The 15,395-nt window shown below is 61.9% G+C and carries 15 protein-coding genes and 1 tRNA gene; 1 reads left to right on the plus strand and 15 read right to left on the minus strand.

Annotation, left to right across the window (positions count from 1 at the left end; genetic code table 11):
* Positions 1 to 244: 244 nt before the first annotated feature.
* Entirely contained in the window at positions 245 to 901 is a 657-nt protein-coding gene (locus AB5Y90_RS15985) for a Bax inhibitor-1/YccA family protein (protein ID WP_005338308.1), read from the minus strand.
* A gap of 208 nt (positions 902 to 1,109) precedes the next feature.
* Here AB5Y90_RS15985 and AB5Y90_RS15990 point away from each other — a divergent pair.
* Positions 1,110 to 1,197: transfer RNA gene (locus tag AB5Y90_RS15990), tRNA-Ser, on the plus strand.
* A 139-nt stretch (positions 1,198 to 1,336) separates the two neighbouring features.
* Here the strand turns inward: AB5Y90_RS15990 and exeN are convergent.
* From exeN to AB5Y90_RS16060, 14 genes are all read right to left on the minus strand, one after another.
* Entirely contained in the window at positions 1,337 to 2,104 is a 768-nt protein-coding gene (gene exeN / locus AB5Y90_RS15995) for a GspN family type II secretion system protein ExeN (RefSeq protein ID WP_368167222.1), read from the minus strand.
* 97 nt (positions 2,105 to 2,201) lie between these two features.
* The gene (gene exeM, locus AB5Y90_RS16000; RefSeq protein ID WP_368167223.1) at positions 2,202 to 2,693 is read right to left on the minus strand and encodes a GspM family type II secretion system protein ExeM; all 492 of its coding nucleotides are present in this window, start codon (positions 2,691 to 2,693) and stop codon (positions 2,202 to 2,204) included.
* Positions 2,690 to 3,874, minus strand: coding sequence for a GspL family type II secretion system protein ExeL (exeL, locus tag AB5Y90_RS16005; protein WP_179903417.1), 1,185 nt, complete (start codon positions 3,872 to 3,874; stop codon positions 2,690 to 2,692). The genes exeM and exeL overlap by 4 nt, the downstream gene beginning before the upstream one ends.
* A 122-nt stretch (positions 3,875 to 3,996) precedes the next feature.
* Positions 3,997 to 4,998, minus strand: coding sequence for a GspK family T2SS minor pseudopilin variant ExeK (gene exeK / locus AB5Y90_RS16010; RefSeq protein WP_368167225.1), 1,002 nt, complete (start codon positions 4,996 to 4,998; stop codon positions 3,997 to 3,999).
* Positions 4,988 to 5,743 (minus strand): type II secretion system minor pseudopilin GspJ, encoded by a 756-nt coding sequence (gene gspJ / locus AB5Y90_RS16015; protein WP_368167227.1) that lies wholly within the window; start codon positions 5,741 to 5,743, stop codon positions 4,988 to 4,990. Before gspJ ends, exeK begins: the two co-directional genes overlap by 11 nt.
* Positions 5,740 to 6,099 (minus strand): GspI family T2SS minor pseudopilin variant ExeI, encoded by a 360-nt coding sequence (gene exeI, locus AB5Y90_RS16020; protein WP_100654246.1) that lies wholly within the window; start codon positions 6,097 to 6,099, stop codon positions 5,740 to 5,742. The genes gspJ and exeI overlap by 4 nt, the downstream gene beginning before the upstream one ends.
* Entirely contained in the window at positions 6,096 to 6,668 is a 573-nt protein-coding gene (gene exeH, locus AB5Y90_RS16025) for a GspH family T2SS minor pseudopilin variant ExeH (RefSeq protein WP_005350046.1), read from the minus strand. The genes exeI and exeH overlap by 4 nt, the downstream gene beginning before the upstream one ends.
* A gap of 38 nt (positions 6,669 to 6,706) precedes the next feature.
* Positions 6,707 to 7,138: a GspG family T2SS major pseudopilin variant ExeG gene (gene exeG, locus AB5Y90_RS16030; RefSeq protein WP_005338297.1), complete on the minus strand. Its 432-nt coding sequence runs from the start codon at positions 7,136 to 7,138 to the stop codon at positions 6,707 to 6,709.
* 97 nt (positions 7,139 to 7,235) lie between these two features.
* Positions 7,236 to 8,456 (minus strand): GspF family T2SS innner membrane protein variant ExeF, encoded by a 1,221-nt coding sequence (gene exeF, locus AB5Y90_RS16035; protein WP_005338296.1) that lies wholly within the window; start codon positions 8,454 to 8,456, stop codon positions 7,236 to 7,238.
* A gap of 1 nt (position 8,457) precedes the next feature.
* Positions 8,458 to 9,963 carry a GspE family T2SS ATPase variant ExeE gene (gene exeE / locus AB5Y90_RS16040; RefSeq protein WP_368167229.1) on the minus strand — a complete coding sequence of 502 codons (1,506 nt, stop codon included), beginning with the start codon at positions 9,961 to 9,963 and terminating at the stop codon, positions 8,458 to 8,460.
* Positions 9,963 to 12,002: a GspD family T2SS secretin variant ExeD gene (gene exeD, locus AB5Y90_RS16045; protein WP_236283392.1), complete on the minus strand. Its 2,040-nt coding sequence runs from the start codon at positions 12,000 to 12,002 to the stop codon at positions 9,963 to 9,965. Before exeD ends, exeE begins: the two co-directional genes overlap by 1 nt.
* Before the next feature lie 21 nt (positions 12,003 to 12,023).
* Complete coding sequence (gene exeC, locus AB5Y90_RS16050) at positions 12,024 to 12,857, minus strand: GspC family type II secretion system variant ExeC (protein ID WP_005359021.1); 834 nt, start codon at positions 12,855 to 12,857, stop codon at positions 12,024 to 12,026.
* A 228-nt stretch (positions 12,858 to 13,085) separates the two neighbouring features.
* Positions 13,086 to 13,778 carry a GspB family T2SS assembly factor variant ExeB gene (gene exeB, locus AB5Y90_RS16055; protein WP_368167231.1) on the minus strand — a complete coding sequence of 231 codons (693 nt, stop codon included), beginning with the start codon at positions 13,776 to 13,778 and terminating at the stop codon, positions 13,086 to 13,088.
* Positions 13,778 to 15,346 (minus strand): ExeA family protein, encoded by a 1,569-nt coding sequence (locus AB5Y90_RS16060; protein WP_216948210.1) that lies wholly within the window; start codon positions 15,344 to 15,346, stop codon positions 13,778 to 13,780. Before AB5Y90_RS16060 ends, exeB begins: the two co-directional genes overlap by 1 nt.
* Positions 15,347 to 15,395: the final 49 nt, after the last annotated feature.

Consider the following 15,395-nt stretch of genomic DNA (forward strand, 5'->3'; position numbering starts at 1 on the left):
GCACCACCCTTGAGCGAAGCAAAATCGATGTGACTATCAATCAGCAGTCGGCGCAGCAGGCCAGAGAGATCCATCGGCATGAGACAGGTGAAACCCTTGATCGAAACGAGAGCGAGATAGTAACTCGCCAAGCGCGAAGTGGCCCTGATCCAAATCAGGGCCACTTCGCTTCATATCCTTGATTTACAACTTATCCTGACAGAAAGAGGAGCCAATAAAAACCCCGCCGAAGCGGGGTTTCTGATTAGTTGCGGTTGCCGCCAAGCAGGCTCAGCAAGCTCAGGAAGATGTTGTAGATGGAGACATACAGGGTGACGGTGGCGGAGATGTAGTTGGTCTCGCCGCCGCGCACGATCTGCTGGGTAGTCAGCAGGATGGCACCGGAGGAGAAGAGCATGAACATGGCGGACAGGGCCAGGCTCAGGGCGCTCATCTGCAGGAAAATGTTGGCAATCATGGCCACCAGCAGTACCCAGAAACCGACGAACAGCATGCCGCCGATGAAAGAGAGGTCACGCTTGGTGGTCAGGGCATAGGCCGACAGACCGAAGAAGGTGAGCGCGGTGCCGCCAAGGGCGGTCATCACGATCTCGCCACCACCATTGTTCATGTACATGTTGATGATGGGGCCCAGGCTATAGCCCAGCAGACCGGTCAGGGCGAAGGTGAAGACCAGCCCCATGCCGTTGTTGCGATTCTTCTCGGTCAGGAACATCAGACCGTAGACACCGATCAGGAACACGGCCCAGTGCAGCGGCGGCATGTTCATCACGGTAGCGACCCCCGCCACCACGGCAGAGAAGCCCAGAGTGAGGGAGAGCAGCATATAGGTGTTACGCAGCACCTTGTTGGTATCGCGTACGGCACTTTGGGTGCCAGTGTAGATAGAACGGGTATCCATCTTGGGTGTCCTCTTGATGTCCGGGTGAGACGGCGAGCAGCCGCCTCGTGATCGCTGTTTGTTACTGCATGTTTACGCATTGTATGTAGAACAAATAGGGATGACGAGGAACAATTTCAAGCCACCTGCCATTTTGCTCCCGCACACTATCCCACAGGAAATATGTATTGCATATGAACAAGGGCTTAGCGTAGTATGCACGCCGTTCGGAGGGGTGGCAGAGCGGCTGAATGCACCGGTCTTGAAAACCGGCGATGGGCGACCATCCGTGGGTTCAAATCCCACCTCCTCCGCCATATTCAAAGAGAAAGCCCAAGCGATTCAATCGCTTGGGCTTTTTTGTATCTGCCGTATCTGGTATTTCAACGGACACGTCACATGGACGATATAAATGGCTCGGGTTGTCCCTGAGCCATTTTCACCTTGAATGATGGCTTAGATCCGCCCCTGATAGCGAAGGGGGAAGCGGCCCTGACTGTCGGGCTGGCCGAGGAAGGGGAGTCCTTGCTGCATCTGCGGTGGCAGTTCTGGGCCCGGTTTCAGGGTGCCCTGGAACAAGTATTGGCCATTGGGTTGCAGCTCGAGGCGACCCATGGTCTGCACCGCATCGGAGCCCTGCTTGAGTTCGGCCACCAGTTTGGAGTCGAGGCAGGTGAGTTTCAGCTCGGGGTCAGCCAGATCCAGCTTGCCCGCAGGGGTATCGGCGCTGGCGTTGTACCAGTCGAGGTTGCCGTAGAGGTTGTCACACCAGGGGTTGCCCTGGGCAAATTGCTCCACTTTGAGCTGCAGCTGGCCGCTGACGGTGAGCGGGATTGGCAGGCGCATCGGCACCCGGCTCAGCAACCAGGGGGCGGGGGCGTTGAGGGTCAGATCCCGGCCGAAGGCGGCGCCATTCCAGCCGACAACGCCCTGACCATTGAGTCCGTTGCGATCGCCAAAGCGTATGGCTACTTCGGGGGCGAAGCGCAGCAGCGACCAGCCGTTGAGATCCCAGCGCAGCTGGTTCACCGATTCGCTGGCATATTGCAGTCGGGCAATCTGGCCACTCCAGAGGGTGCCGCTCACCCCTTCCAGTTTCAGCAGGTTGGTAATGTTGGCAGGCAGCGGCAGATGGCGAGCCACCAGTGCCGCGGGCAGGGTGGCCAGCAGGAATACCAGATAGGCGGCCAGAAACAGGCTGGCAATCAGGATGCGTTTTTTCATAGGAAACGACTCAACTGCAAGAGAGAAACCCGGCCCGGCGCACCGGCTACATGGCGGTGAGAGATCAGCAGCGGGCGGGGTGTGACAATGGGATGTGTCATTGTGGACGACTCAACTGCAAACGTCTGACCTTGACCAGACCCGGGGCCAGATCCTCGCGGGCGATCTCTATGATTTGAACCTGAATGCCGTGCTGCTCCACCAGAGTGGAGAGCCAGAGCAGCAAGTCATCGAACTGGACCGTGTCGATCCACACTTGCAGCTCCTGCGCCTGGGGTTGCAGCCGGGCAATCTTGATCTTGTGGTTGAAGGCGGTGCGGTTGACCACCCCTTCCAGGGTGCCGCTGGTGTCGATCTGGCGACCCGAGCCACCCTGCATGGCCAGCACATCTTCACCCTTCTCCTTGAGCCAGGCGAGGGTCTGCTGCTGGTTCTGCACCTGCCGCTCCCGCTCTGCGATGCGGTTGGCGATGGGCTGCCAGACGCTCCAGTAGAAGAGACCGACCAGCAACAAGGCACTACCCGTGACCACCAGCCGCTGTTCCCGTGCTGTGATGCCGTGCCACCAGCTCTGCAATTTTTCCATCATGATGATTTACCCTTGAGCACCAGTGCGCCCTCTACCTTGCCCTCGGTGCTGCGCACCTCGCCTTGCTGTACCTCGAATTGCTTGCCCGCCAGCTCGCGGAACCGCTCGATCTCGGCAAAGCCGGGGGCGGTCACCTGCAGCCGCAGCTCGCGGCGACTGGCATCAAAGCGCATCACCTGTGGTTTCAGGCCGGGTACTTCGGCAAAGGTGGGGGCCAGCTCGGTGAGCATCAGCAGCACGCCGTTTTGCGGGGCTTGTCCCATCTGTTGCAGATGCTGGTTCATCTGGCTGCGCACGTTCACGATGCGGCTCTCACCCGGGAAGATGCGGGTATAGACGGCACGGATCTCCGCCTTGAGGGCCTTGTCCTGCTCGGTGAGCTGATAGAGCTGCACCCCGCGCTGGCCGAGGGCCACCAGCAGCAACAGACCCGCGGTGATGGCTACCTTGCGCCACTGCAACCAGTAGCGGGCATATTCGGTCTGCGGCCGGTAGGGGCCGGTCAGCAGGTTGGCGCGGCAGGTGAGGGCCCCTTTGGCCAGTAGCAGCATGGGCAGCTCGGGCTCCGCCGCCTGCCAGTTAGCGGCGGCAATGGCGGGCACCGGTGTGTGGCTGTGGATGGTGACCGGCTCCGCTTCAGTCGCCAGCAAGATGGCCAGCAGCGGCTCGTCGGCTACGATCCCCTGACTAGGGCCCTGGCGTACCAGCCACTCGCTGCCGAGTTGCAGGGCTGACCAGCCATCCGCGGCCTGTGGCAGCGCCAGCACATCGGGCAGCAGTTGCAGGCTTTTGAGGCCAGCGGCATCGAGCCAGCCGAGCCACTCGGCCATCTTCTGCCGATCCACCGCCATCAGGTCGACCTGTTGCCCTTCGTGGGCCAGCACCACCAGATGGAGCTCGTCCACATCGGAGGCGATCTGCTCCTCCAGCAGGTAGGGTAGGGCCGCCGCCGACTGGCGGTTGTAGCGACCCGGCAGGGTGACGCGCCGGAAGATCAGATCGCTGCCCGGCACTAGCGTGACCACGGGGCGGCCACCGGCCCGCTCCTGCAGCTCGCCCAGGGCATCGGCCGAAGGCAGGGTGCCGGAGGCGATGATCTCCTGCTCCTGACCGGACCAGACCAGCCAGGCCACGGGTTGTTGTTTATTGGTCCCCAGTCGGATGACCAGACTTTCGCTCACGCATCTCTCTCCTGCGATACCGGTTTGCAAAGGGCGTTGTGCGCCTTGGCAACCGGTGCGCAGCCCGCAGGCTGCATCCAACATCTCTCGTACCCGCGGGCGATGGCCTGCAGGTGCGCTGTTTATTCGGCGCCACTGCTGAGGCGGCGCAGCATCACCAGTTTATTGTCCTTGCCCCGCTGGAACAGGGTTTCGAGCCAGGCCCGGTTGTCGCCGACCTCGGCCACGACTCGGGCTTCGAAGAAGTCGCTTTTCACCACCAGCGCCTCTTTCAGTCCTTTCACCGAATCGACCGGAGCGAGCATGTCCGTCATCAGCTTGCTCTCTTTCCACCCCTTCTGTGGCCGCTCGTTCAGCACTCGCTTGGCGTCATCCAGCCCGATAGTACCCAGATAGAGGGCAACCAGCAGCTCGGGGCGTTCGGGGGCAAGGGTATTGATATTGATCTTCAACTTGTCGCTGGGCAGGGTGCAGACATAGGGGGCCAGTTTGGCATAGACCCTGGCCGTCACCCCGCGCACCGCCCTCAGCTCGTCCTTGCCCAGCATCCACTGGTTGGCGGTCAGGTAGGGGGGCTTGAGCCCCTCGTAATAGGCGTCCTCTGCGCCAAGGCTGGAGACCAGCACCGTATCCTTGTCGGTCCAGTCACGGATGGCATCGGTGAGCTGGGCAGCTTCGTAATCATCCATCGCCAGCTGTTTGCGCAGTTCGCGAAACACCTGCACCGGATAGGGCTGCTGCGCCAGCTCCTCGCCGCTCCCCGCCTTGGAGGCCATGCTCAGGCTGTTGAGGTTGAAGCAGGATTGCAGGTCGGTCACCTCGCCCTTGAGCTGGCCATCGTCCACCGGAAACACAGTGTTCTTGCGGGCCCAGTTCTGGCTGAGGTTGACCACCTCGGGGTTGTCCTTGAAATCCTGCGTCAGCACCTTGCTCACCAGCGCTTCCGCCGAGAGGGCATACCACCACGCCTGTTTGCCGGTGGTGATGTTGGCGGTGCGGCGCAGCTCAAGCTGCAGGCGGCCGCTCATATTGCTGGCGATGATCACCATCACCGAGAGGATCAGCAGCACCACCAGCAGCGCCATGCCGCGCTGGCGACCGGGCCCGGCGAGATTAGCCCGCATTGGTGCCCCCTCCGTTCTGGCTGTCACCATTACCGCCATTGGTATTGCCGTTGTTCCCGTTGTTGTTGTTGCCACCTTGGTCGGGGTTGCTGCTCTGGCTGTTCTCTTCGGCGCGCTGGCCACCGGCGCCAATCAGGAACTGACGGCGAATGGTACCGTAATCTTCCAGATCCAGCTCCACTGCCAGCCCGTGGGGCAGCACGCTGCGCTGGCTCCACTCCTCTTTCCAGTTGCCCTTGTCGAAGAAGTAGAGGCGAAACGCCGTGACCCCTGTCAGCACCGGTTGGATGCGCGGCTCGGTGCCGATCACCGGATCCGGATAGAGGTAGCTCAGGCGCTCCAGCTTCTGATCCTTGAGTCGCCAGCCGACCCGTTGCAGATGGGAGCGGGGCAGCATGCCGTCCGGGTTGAGCCAGCCGCTGCGCATAAAGGCCATGCCCCAGTCATCGCTCTGCTGGCCGAAGCGGGAGGCCGCCAGCAGCACCTTGTTGTTCTCCCCCTCGATGCGACCGCTGCGCGGCACCATCTGGGTGATGTCTCGCTCCAGCAGGGTGAAGGCGAGCTGCAGTTCGTTGAGGCGGGTCTCCTTGCGCTTGGCCACCTCGTCGCTGGTGAGCACCCCCTGCAGCACCTGATAGGCGCCCATGCTGAGAGTGGCGAAGATGGCGATCGCCACCAGCATTTCGAGCAGGGTGAAACCGGCGTGACGGACGGGGCGAGGCGTGCGGGCAACGTGCTGGGTCATCGGCTGATATAGGTCCGCATCATGGCGACCGGGTTCTCGGCCTTGGCCTCGGTGCGCACTTCCATATCGAGCGCCCGGAAGTTGTTGTCGGCGGTGGCGACGCCGCGATAGCGCCAGTACCAGGTGCTGCCCGCCATCTGCTCATCCCCTTCCACCCAGCTGTCACCAGGCCACTTGTTCTCGAGCTTCTGTTGCACCAGCTGGTTCTCCACCACCCAGGTGGCGAGTGTCTTCTGCTCCAGATAGTTGAGGACCGAGAGGTGTTCGCTGGCGGTTTTCATTACCGCGAGACCCGCGATGGCAAAGACGGCCAGTGCGACCATGACTTCGAGTAGTGTCATGCCCCGGGCGTTCATTCGCTCACCTCTTCATCTTCATCGCCGGTGAGCAGGGTGAGGCGGCCGAACTCGTCCCCCTTGACGATGCGGGTGTAGCGGGCATCGTCATCCTGCTGGGTGAAGGTGAGCACGAACGGGCTCAGCTCGCCGCCTGGGAAGATGAGCAACTGCGGCGTGCGCTCCTTCTCGTCGCGCTTCTGTTCGGTTTTCTCGTCGGAGTCCGGCTGCCAGCCAAAGCCTTCCAGCTCCAGCGCCAGCGTCATGTTCTCGGCCAGTTGCACCGGCCCCAGCTGCTTGTCGCCAGTCAGGGCCAGCCACTTGCGATCTTTGGCCTGACGCTGCATAAACTGCCAGCCGTTATCCTCGATGCGAATGCCTACCAGCCGACCATCCATCACCGCATACTCCTGCGCCAGCTGCAGCGTCGCCATCAGGCGACGCGCCTGCTTATCCAGCTCCCGATCTCCTCTGGCGCCTCCCATGCTGAGAGTGACGGCGGTGGCCACCAGCCCCATCAGCATGGCGACCAGCAACACTTCCAGCAGAGTAAAGCCGGATTGGCGATGAAAGGAGAGAGACCGCTTCATGCAGTCAGCTCACAAGGAGTGCGGTGGCGGCACATCACTTATTGGAAATCCTTAAGGTTCCAGTTGCCGATGTCGTCATCGGTACCGGCTTCGCCATCCAGACCCATGGAGAAGATGTCGATCTTGCCGAACTGGCCCGGGCTCAGCAGCTGGTACGGGTTGCCCCAGGGATCTTGCGGCAGGCGCTTGATGTAGCCGCCATCGCGGTAGCTGCGCGGCGCCGGATCGATAGAAGGCTTGGTCACCAGCGCGTCCAGACCCTGTTCGGTGGTCGGGTAGCGGTTGTTGTCCAGCTTGTACATGTCGAGGGCGTTTTCCAGCGCCACGATATCGGAGACCGCTTTCTGCTGGTCAGCCTTCTCCTTGTTGCCCATCAGGTTGGGCACCACCAGACTGGCCAGAATGCCGAGGATCACGATGACCACCATGACTTCCAGCAGGGTAAAACCGGATTGACGACGTTTGTTCATGAGTTGCTCCGTAACGAATGAGATGGGATAGCCCATCAGAGAGTGATCACTGGGTGGGTTCGACGGGCCGCCAGCGGCGCCACCGAACACCGGAAACTTACATATTCACCATGTTGTTGAGCTCGAGGATCGGCTGCAGGATCGACATCACGATAAACAGCACCACCCCGGCCATGGAGACCACCAGCATGGGTTCGAACACCCCGAGGGCGATATTGACCTGGGATTCAAACTCCCGATCCTGGTTGTCTGCCGCCCGCTCCAGCATGCTGTCGAGTTCGCCGCTCTGCTCGCCGGAGGCGATCATGTGCAACATCATGGGCGGGAAAATCTTGGTCTCGGTCAGCGACTTGCGCAGACTGGTCCCCTCGCGCACCCGTTCGGCGGCCTCAAGAATGCGCATTCTGGCAAAGTCGTTGGAGAGCACTTCGCCGGAGATCTTCATCCCTTCCAGCAGCGGTACCGCACTGGCGTTGAGGATGCTTAACGTGCGGGCGAAGCGGGCGGTGTTGAGACCGCGACTGACCCTGCCAATCACCGGCAGGCCGAGCAGCACCTGATGCCAGCGTCGGCGGCGCTTTTCATCGGTGAGCCACCAGCGCCAGACAAAGCTGCCAAGGAAGATCAGCAGCAGGAACCAGAGGCCGTAGGCCTGCATCAACTCGCTGGTGCCGATGAGAAAGCGGGTGGTGCCCGGCAACTGCTGGCCCATGTGTTCAAACTGGGCCACCACCTTGGGCACCACGGCGGTAAGCAGGATCGAGATAACCCCGATAGCCACGCAGGTAAGCACGATGGGGTAGATCATCGCCTGCAGCAGCTTGGTGCGCATATGCTGGCGCTGTTCGGTGTAGTCGGCGAGGCGGTTGAGCACCTTCTCCAGATGGCCCGATTTTTCACCGGCCGCCACCATGGAGCGAAACAGCTGGTCGAACACATGGGGAAAAGCCCCCAGCGAGTCGGCCAGCGAATAGCCTTCCACCACCTTGCTGCGCACCGTCGCCACCAGAGAGCGCAAGTGGGCCTTTTCGCACTGCTCGGCCACCGCTTTGAGCGCCTCTTCGATGGTGAGACCGGCCCCCACCAGGGTCGCCAGCTGGCGAGTGATCAGGGCCAGCTCGGCAGTGCTGGCACCGCGCCGAAACAGGGCGAAGCGGGTCGCTTCCCGTTTCGCCTTCTCGGTGGTCTCGTTCACCTCGAGGGGGGTGAGTCCCTGTTCGCGCAGCAGCTGGCGTACCTGACGGGCCGAGTCGCCCTCCATTACGCCGCTCTTGCTGCGCCCCTTGTTGTCGAGGGCCTTGTATTCGAATGCCGCCATCTCAATCTTCCCGGGTCACTCGCAGCACCTCTTCGAGGCTGGTCTGCCCCTTGAGCACCTTGTCGATGCCATCACGGCGGATGCTTGGGGTGTGGCCGCGGATCAGTCGCTCGATGGCGAGCTCGCCGCTGGCACTGTGAATGGCTTCACGCACCGTTTCGTCGATCACCACCAGCTCGTGGATGCCGGTCCGGCCACGGTAGCCGGTGTGGTTGCACAGCTCGCACCCGACCGGACGCCACACCTGCTGATCGGGGGCCAGCTCGATGCCCATGGCGAGGCGCTCCTGCTCGGTGATGGGGCGCGGGGCACGGCAATCGGGGCAGAGGGTGCGCACCAGCCGCTGGGCCAGCACCGCCAGCAAGGACGAGGAGAGCAGGAAGGGCTCGATCCCCATGTCCCGCATCCGGGTGATGGCGCCGATGGCGGTGTTGGTGTGCAGGGTCGACATCACCAGGTGACCGGTCAGCGACGCCTGTACCGCAATCTGGGCGGTTTCCAGATCTCGGATTTCCCCCACCATCACCACATCCGGATCCTGACGCAGGATGGCGCGCAGGCCGCGGGCGAAGGTCATGTCCACCTTGGTGTTGACCTGGGTCTGGCCCACCCCTTCGAGGTCATATTCGATGGGGTCTTCCACCGTCAGAATGTTGCGATCCCGCGAGTTGATTTCTGACAGCGCCGCATAGAGGGTGGTGGATTTACCGGAACCGGTCGGGCCGGTGACCAGAATAATGCCGTGGGGCTTGCGAATGAGCTCGCTGATGATGGTGCGGTTGGCCGCGGTCATCCCCAGCTGCTTGAGTTCGAGGCGCACGTTGTTCTTGTCGAGCAGACGCAGTACCACCCGCTCGCCGTAGCTGGACGGCATGGTGGAGACCCGCACGTCGACGGCGCGACCGCCGATACGCAACGAGATACGGCCATCCTGCGGTACCCGCTTCTCGGCGATATCCATTCGCGACATCACCTTGATGCGCGACACCAGCAGTGAGGCCAGCTTGCGATGGGGGCGCAGGATCTCCCGCAGCACCCCGTCGATGCGAAAGCGGATCACCAGTGCTCGCTCGAAGGTCTCGATATGGATATCGGAGGCCTCTTCCTTGATCGCCTCGCTCAACATGGCGTTGATGAGGCGAATGATGGGGGCGTCGTCATCGGCATCCAGCAGATCTTCGCTTTGCGGCAGCTCTTCGGCCAGCGCGAAGAAGTCCATCTCGTTGCCGAGATCTTCCATCAGCTGGCGCGCCTCGGAGGAGTCGCGCTGGTAGTGAGCCATCAGCAGCTCTTCGAAGGCCTCGTTGTCGAGTTGCTCCACCGCGAAGCTGCAACCCGCGACCCGCCGCACTTCCAGCAGGGCCTGCGGGGTGACGCCAGGGCGGCACTGCAGCACGGGGGCGCCGTCCCGCTCAATCAGGATCACCCCGAAATTGCGGGCAAAGACAAAGGGGAGCTCGGGCAGTGGCGCAGGCCCGACGCTTCCATCCAGATGGTAGGCACTCATCAGGGCTTACTCTGCACAAACGGGGTGGTGGTCTCGGCAGTGCTTTGCTGTCTGCTCCGCATCTCGTTGATCTGCTTCTGGATCTCTTTTTGCAGCTCGGGCGACACCATCACATCCTGGCCATAGGCAGGCAATACCTGACGGGCGGGGGAGGTGAGATACCCCTCCTGCGAGGCGGCATTGAGCTGCTCGGCGCGGAACAGGCTGTATTTGTTGCTGGAGACACCGGTATAGACGTCCGCATCACGCAAGATGGTGGGCCGGATAAAGACCATCAGGTTGCGCTTGGAGGTGGTGTTGGAGGTGGAGCGGAACAGATAGCCCAGCACCGGAATATCGCCAAGCAGCGGCACCTTGGAGACCTGCTCCTTGGTCTGTTCGTCCATCAAACCGCCCAGCACCACGGTTTCGCCGCTTTTGACCAGCACCGCGTTCTTGACGGTACGGGTATCGAAGGTGGGGCCAAGGTTGGCGGTACCGGTCGCCTGGGTCTGGGCGACGCTGGAGACCTCCTGCTCGATATTGAGCAGCACCGAATCCCCTTCGTTGATCTGCGGGGTCACCACCAGCTTGGTACCCACCGTCTTGCGCTCGATGGTGTTGAACACCTGATCGCTGGTGGTAGAGCTTTGCGAACCGCTCTGGACCGGGACCTCCTGACCGACGTTGAAGGAGGCCTCCTTGTTATCCATGGTGACGATACTCGGGGTGGAGAGAATATCGTTCTTGGTATTGGAGGCCAGCGCCGTGGCCAGCATGGCCCAGTCGCCGTGATAGAAACCGGCGGCCATGCCGTTGAACTCTTTCAGCAGACCGGCAGCGGTGTCGGTCTTGCCATTCTGGTAATCCTTGCCCGCCGCAATGGCGCTGCCGAGCGGCAGACCTGAGTTGGTGAACTGGGTGCCACCGCCGTTGGCATTGCCCCACTGGACGCCAAGGCTGAGGCCGTCGCCATCCTGCATCTCGACGATGATCGCCTCCACCAGCACCTGGGCGCGGCGGATATCGAGCTTGGCCACCACCTGCTCCAGTTCGGACATCACGTCCGGCTGGGCGGTGATGACCAGCGCATTGGTGGTCTCGTCGGCTGAAATGGCCAGCTTGCCACCGCCGATGCTGGCGCCACCTGTGGTTGCGCCGCCGCCCTTCTTGTCGGCCTCGATGCTGGAGCTGACGCCCTTGAGCACCTCGACCATGTCTTTGGCCTTGCCATATTTGAGGTAGAAGACCCGGGTGTTGCCCTGGCTTTGCAGGTCGCGGTCGAGCTGGCGCACCATCTGGATGATGCGGGCGCGCGCTTTCGGCTCACCACTCACCACCACAGAGTTGGTGCGCTCGTCGGCCACCACCTTGGGGGAGAGCAGCAGGGAAGCGGTGCCACCCTGGGGGTTGCCATCCTTGTTGAGGTTGGTGACCAGCCGTACCATTTCCCCCGCCGAGGCGAACTTGAGCTTGATGATGTCCACATCCTGATCGCCGGCGCGGTCGACCCGGTTCACCACCTCCACCAGACGGTTGACCACGGCGGCGCGGCCGGTGATCAGCAGCACGTTGGAGGGCTCGTAGTGCACCACGTTGCCACCACCGGCGTTGTCGTTGAGCTGGCGCAGCAGCGGCGCCAGTTCACGGACCGAGACGTTGCGCACCGGCACTACTCTAGTCACCATCTCGTCGCCGGAGCCCGGGTTGCTGCCATCCACCACCGGAATGGCGGAGGTCTTGGCATCCCGCGAGCGCAGCACCTTGAGCACTCCGTTGTCCATCGGCACCACGGCAAAGCCGTAGACGTCGAGCACGCTCAGGAAGAACTGGTAGTACTGCTCCTCATTGAGCAGGTCGTAGCTGCGAACATTGATCTTGCCGCGCACCGAGGGCTCTATGATGATGGTTTTATTGAGGTTCTTGCCCACCGTATTGATGAACTCTTCAATGTCGGCGTTCTTGAAACTGGCAGAGTATTCGGTGGCCCAGGCTGAGCCCGCCATCATCAGTGCCGCTGCGATAGTGGCCAGACGCCAGCTTTTCCCTTTAGTGGTCATTATTGGTACGACTCCAAATCATTATTCTGACAAGCGCACATAGATGTCGAACTGTTCGCCCTGTCGCTCGACGGTCACTGTCATTTCCGTTGCGCCAGCCATCTGCTGCATCGCCTGCATGGCTTGCATGTTGTCCCGTAAATCCAGCCCGTTGATGCTGATGGCCAGGTCATTGGCCTGCAGCCCGCTCTGGTTGAAAAACTCAGGATTGCTGCCCGGATTGAGGCGATAGCCGGTCATGCGGCCATCCACCTGAACCGGTGAAATATTGAGGTAATCGGTGATCTTGCCCGGATCAGCCATCAGCTCGCTGCGCAGGGAGCCAAGGGGGGCGGCGTTGGTCTGCGGCAGCGGCTTGCCATACTCCTCGCCATCCAGCATCAGGGTCTCGTCGCGGCCATCCCGCTCGATGATCACCCGATCCGGATAGACCTGCCGGATCCGCGCCTGGGTGCCGTCAATCATGTCACCGACCCCGTAGGAGTTCTGGATGCCGGACATGGCGATGATGGCGATGGATTTGGCGGGATCCGAGCTGGCCAACACTCCGTTGAGCTGGGCATTGAGCTGGGTACGCGGCGCATTGGCGGCCACGGCGGCTTTGGCTTGCGCCTTGGGGATCGCCTTGCCAAACAGCGCCAGTCGGCTTACCTCGCCCAGTTCAAGGCGCGGGTTGCTCTGGCCGTTGACCGCCACGGCGGAGGGTTGCCACGGTTGGCTGGTTTGCGGGCTTGCCAGGGTGAGCAGACGCCAGGTGAGGGCGGCGCTCTGCTGGGCCAGCATGATCAGCAGCGCCAGAAAGGCCACCTGGGTGACTCTGGTCATGGGAAGCCGTCGGCACTGGGCCAGCAGCATGGTCAAGATGTCATCCCTGAATCGTAGCGTCATATTAATCAACATATTCCAGGCTCTGGGGCGGCTGCGTATTGTGTACGGCGGAGTGCTGTGACACAACGGGTCGGGGCGCGCCAAACCGTAAAAATGGATATTTCATCACACCGTAAACCTTTGAATGCTCACAAAAGTGGCACTCAGGTGAGGTGTATCGCTGCTTGCCAGCGAACATCAGGGTACGGTGCGTACTCATCCTCGCCAATCCTGCAGCGCCTTGAGGGTCACGCTCTGTCCGGCGACCTGCAGCACTATGTATTGCTGGTCGATGGTAGCGAGCACGACCCCTGGGGCGATTTCGCTCCCTTCCCGGTATTCCCGGCCATTGAGCACCACGGCGCGCTTGGCGGGGTTGGAGGAGAACACATGAGAGCCGTAGCTCAATTGCGGTACCTGCTGGCGCACCGACTGGGGCGCCGAGCCCAGCGCCATCAACTGGGCTGGTTGCACGTTCTGGCTGGCGGCGTGTGGCGCCTCCTGCAATGGGGTTTCATTGAGGGCTTTCATCAGCTGCTCGGCCAGACTCAGCGTGGGGGTATTCCCCTGACTTACCCCCTCGTTTTTGGTCACTGCTCTGGGTTGGGCCACCGGCTCCGGCAGGGGCGGGGGCAGCGGACGAGTCACCATCGCCTTGGGTTCGACCCGCACGAAGGGTGGAGTGATCACCTCTTTCACCTCCACCTTCTCCTCGATGGGGCGCAGGTGGATCAGATGCCAGCCATAGTTGGCGCCCGCCCCCAGCAGCAAGGCCAGGGGAGCCAGCAGCCAGCCGATGCGGCGTGGGCTGCGCTCCTCTTCCCGGGGCATGGGCAAGCCCATGGCCGGAATATGGGCGGAGAGTTGCGGTTGCTGCGCACGGCGCAGCGCCTTGAGCAGGGTAGACATCAGGAGGCCTCCTCCAGTCTGGGCATGGGTTCACCGGAGAGGGCGTTGAGACGCAGCAGGGTGTTGCTGCCCGCGATGCCATCAGGGGTGAGCCCCTGATCTCGCTGGAACTGCTGCAGCTTGTTCTTGAGCTCGCCATCGAAACGGCGCACCTTGCGCTCGGGTTGTTGCAACGCACGGCTGAGGGCGTTGTCGAGCCACTGGATCTGGGTCTGACCGGCATTGCTGGCAATCAGGCTGACGCCCCCTTTCGGCATGCGCCAGAGCAGGGTGTAGCTGCCGCCCCAGTTGTCGCTGAGCCACTGGCGATCCACCTGCCAGCTCTGGTCACCTATCATCAGGCTGGCCTTGTTCGGCCCCAGATTGACCAGGGTCGCGTAGTAGAGGCCGCCAGTCTGGTCAGTGAGCGTGATCATGGCGGGATACTGCAGGGCGCGCAGCTCGTCAAGGCTCGCCTCGCCCTCCTGACAGCGCAGACCGGCACGGGGGGCGTTATCGCAGGTTGCGTCGAACGGTTCCGGTTCATAACCCCAGACCCGATAGAGATTCTGCATGGCGCTGTCGGGGTCGATGGCCTGATTGATCGCCTCGGTCAGCTGCTCCTGCTGCTCGGCGGTCTCGTCGATGGTGACCGGCACCTCGACCTTGACTACCGGACGGGTAGGGAACACGCCGAAAAATTGCCAACCCCACCAGCCTGCGGCCACCAGCAGGGCGCCCGCCAGCGTCACCATCAGACCGGAGGCCCAGCTTCCTTCGTCCCGAACGCCATTGACCTCGAAGGCGGCCTGGCTGATATCGCTGTGGACAATCTTGTAGCTGCCACGGGCGAAAGCGGCGATCAGGGCGCGGTCGCAGATGAGGTTGATGAAACGGGGGATGCCGCCACTCAGGCGATGGAGCGTCTTTATGGCGCGCGGGGTAAAGATGGGTTGTACGCAGCCTGCAACTTGCAGCCGGAAGCGGACGTAGGCATCCACATCGCTGTGAGAGAGCGGCAGCAGGTGATAGCGGGCGGTAATGCGTTGGGCCAGCTGGCGCAGCAGGGGTTGGCGCAGCATCTGTTGCAGTTCGGGCTGGCCGATCAGCACTACTTGCAGCAGTTTTCGTTCGTCGGTTTCGAGGTTGGTGAGCAGACGCAACTGCTCCAGTACGCCGGGCAGCAGGTGCTGCGCCTCATCCACCAGTACCACGCTGCGCTTGCCTGCCGCCAGGTTGGCCAGCAGGTGATCGCGAATAAGGTCGAACAGCCGCTTGATCCCGGCATCTTCGGGATAGGGGAGTTGAAACTCGTCACAGATGGCGGCCAGCAGATCCCGTTCGGTCAGGGAGGGGTTGAGGATATAGGCGATCTCGGTCTCGGCGGGCAGCTGTTGCAGCAGGCAGCGGGAGACGGTGGTCTTGCCGGTGCCCACTTCGCCGGTCAGCAGCACAAAGCCGCCGCCATCCTGCAATCCATAGTTGAGATGAGCAAGGGCTTCGCCGTGGCGCTCGCTCATATAGAGGTACTTGGGATTGGGCGAGATGGAAAACGGGTGTTCCGAGAGGCCGAAGAACTGTGTGTACATGAGGGTATTCTTTTGTAGCCGGCGACAGATGAAAAATGTCTCCGGATGA

The organism is Aeromonas sp. R4-1 (assembly GCF_040908325.1).
GTDB classification, from domain to species: domain Bacteria; phylum Pseudomonadota; class Gammaproteobacteria; order Enterobacterales; family Aeromonadaceae; genus Aeromonas; species Aeromonas veronii.

Bases quoted from the DNA above. Each gene is read 5' to 3' on its own strand.
- AB5Y90_RS15985 (WP_005338308.1), bottom strand. From the start codon at position 901: ATGGATACCCGTTCTATCTACACTGGCACCCAAAGTGCCGTACGCGAT.
- exeN (WP_368167222.1), bottom strand. From the start codon at position 2,104: ATGAAAAAACGCATCCTGATTGCCAGCCTGTTTCTGGCCGCCTATCTG.
- exeM (WP_368167223.1), bottom strand. From the start codon at position 2,693: ATGATGGAAAAATTGCAGAGCTGGTGGCACGGCATCACAGCACGGGAA.
- exeK (WP_368167225.1), bottom strand. From the start codon at position 4,998: ATGCGGGCTAATCTCGCCGGGCCCGGTCGCCAGCGCGGCATGGCGCTG.
- gspJ (WP_368167227.1), bottom strand. From the start codon at position 5,743: ATGACCCAGCACGTTGCCCGCACGCCTCGCCCCGTCCGTCACGCCGGT.
- exeI (WP_100654246.1), bottom strand. From the start codon at position 6,099: ATGAACGCCCGGGGCATGACACTACTCGAAGTCATGGTCGCACTGGCC.
- exeH (WP_005350046.1), bottom strand. From the start codon at position 6,668: ATGAAGCGGTCTCTCTCCTTTCATCGCCAATCCGGCTTTACTCTGCTG.
- exeG (WP_005338297.1), bottom strand. From the start codon at position 7,138: ATGAACAAACGTCGTCAATCCGGTTTTACCCTGCTGGAAGTCATGGTG.
- exeF (WP_005338296.1), bottom strand. From the start codon at position 8,456: ATGGCGGCATTCGAATACAAGGCCCTCGACAACAAGGGGCGCAGCAAG.
- exeE (WP_368167229.1), bottom strand. From the start codon at position 9,963: ATGAGTGCCTACCATCTGGATGGAAGCGTCGGGCCTGCGCCACTGCCC.
- exeD (WP_236283392.1), bottom strand. From the start codon at position 12,002: ATGACCACTAAAGGGAAAAGCTGGCGTCTGGCCACTATCGCAGCGGCA.
- exeC (WP_005359021.1), bottom strand. From the start codon at position 12,857: ATGCTGCTGGCCCAGTGCCGACGGCTTCCCATGACCAGAGTCACCCAG.
- exeB (WP_368167231.1), bottom strand. From the start codon at position 13,778: ATGTCTACCCTGCTCAAGGCGCTGCGCCGTGCGCAGCAACCGCAACTC.
- AB5Y90_RS16060 (WP_216948210.1), bottom strand. From the start codon at position 15,346: ATGTACACACAGTTCTTCGGCCTCTCGGAACACCCGTTTTCCATCTCG.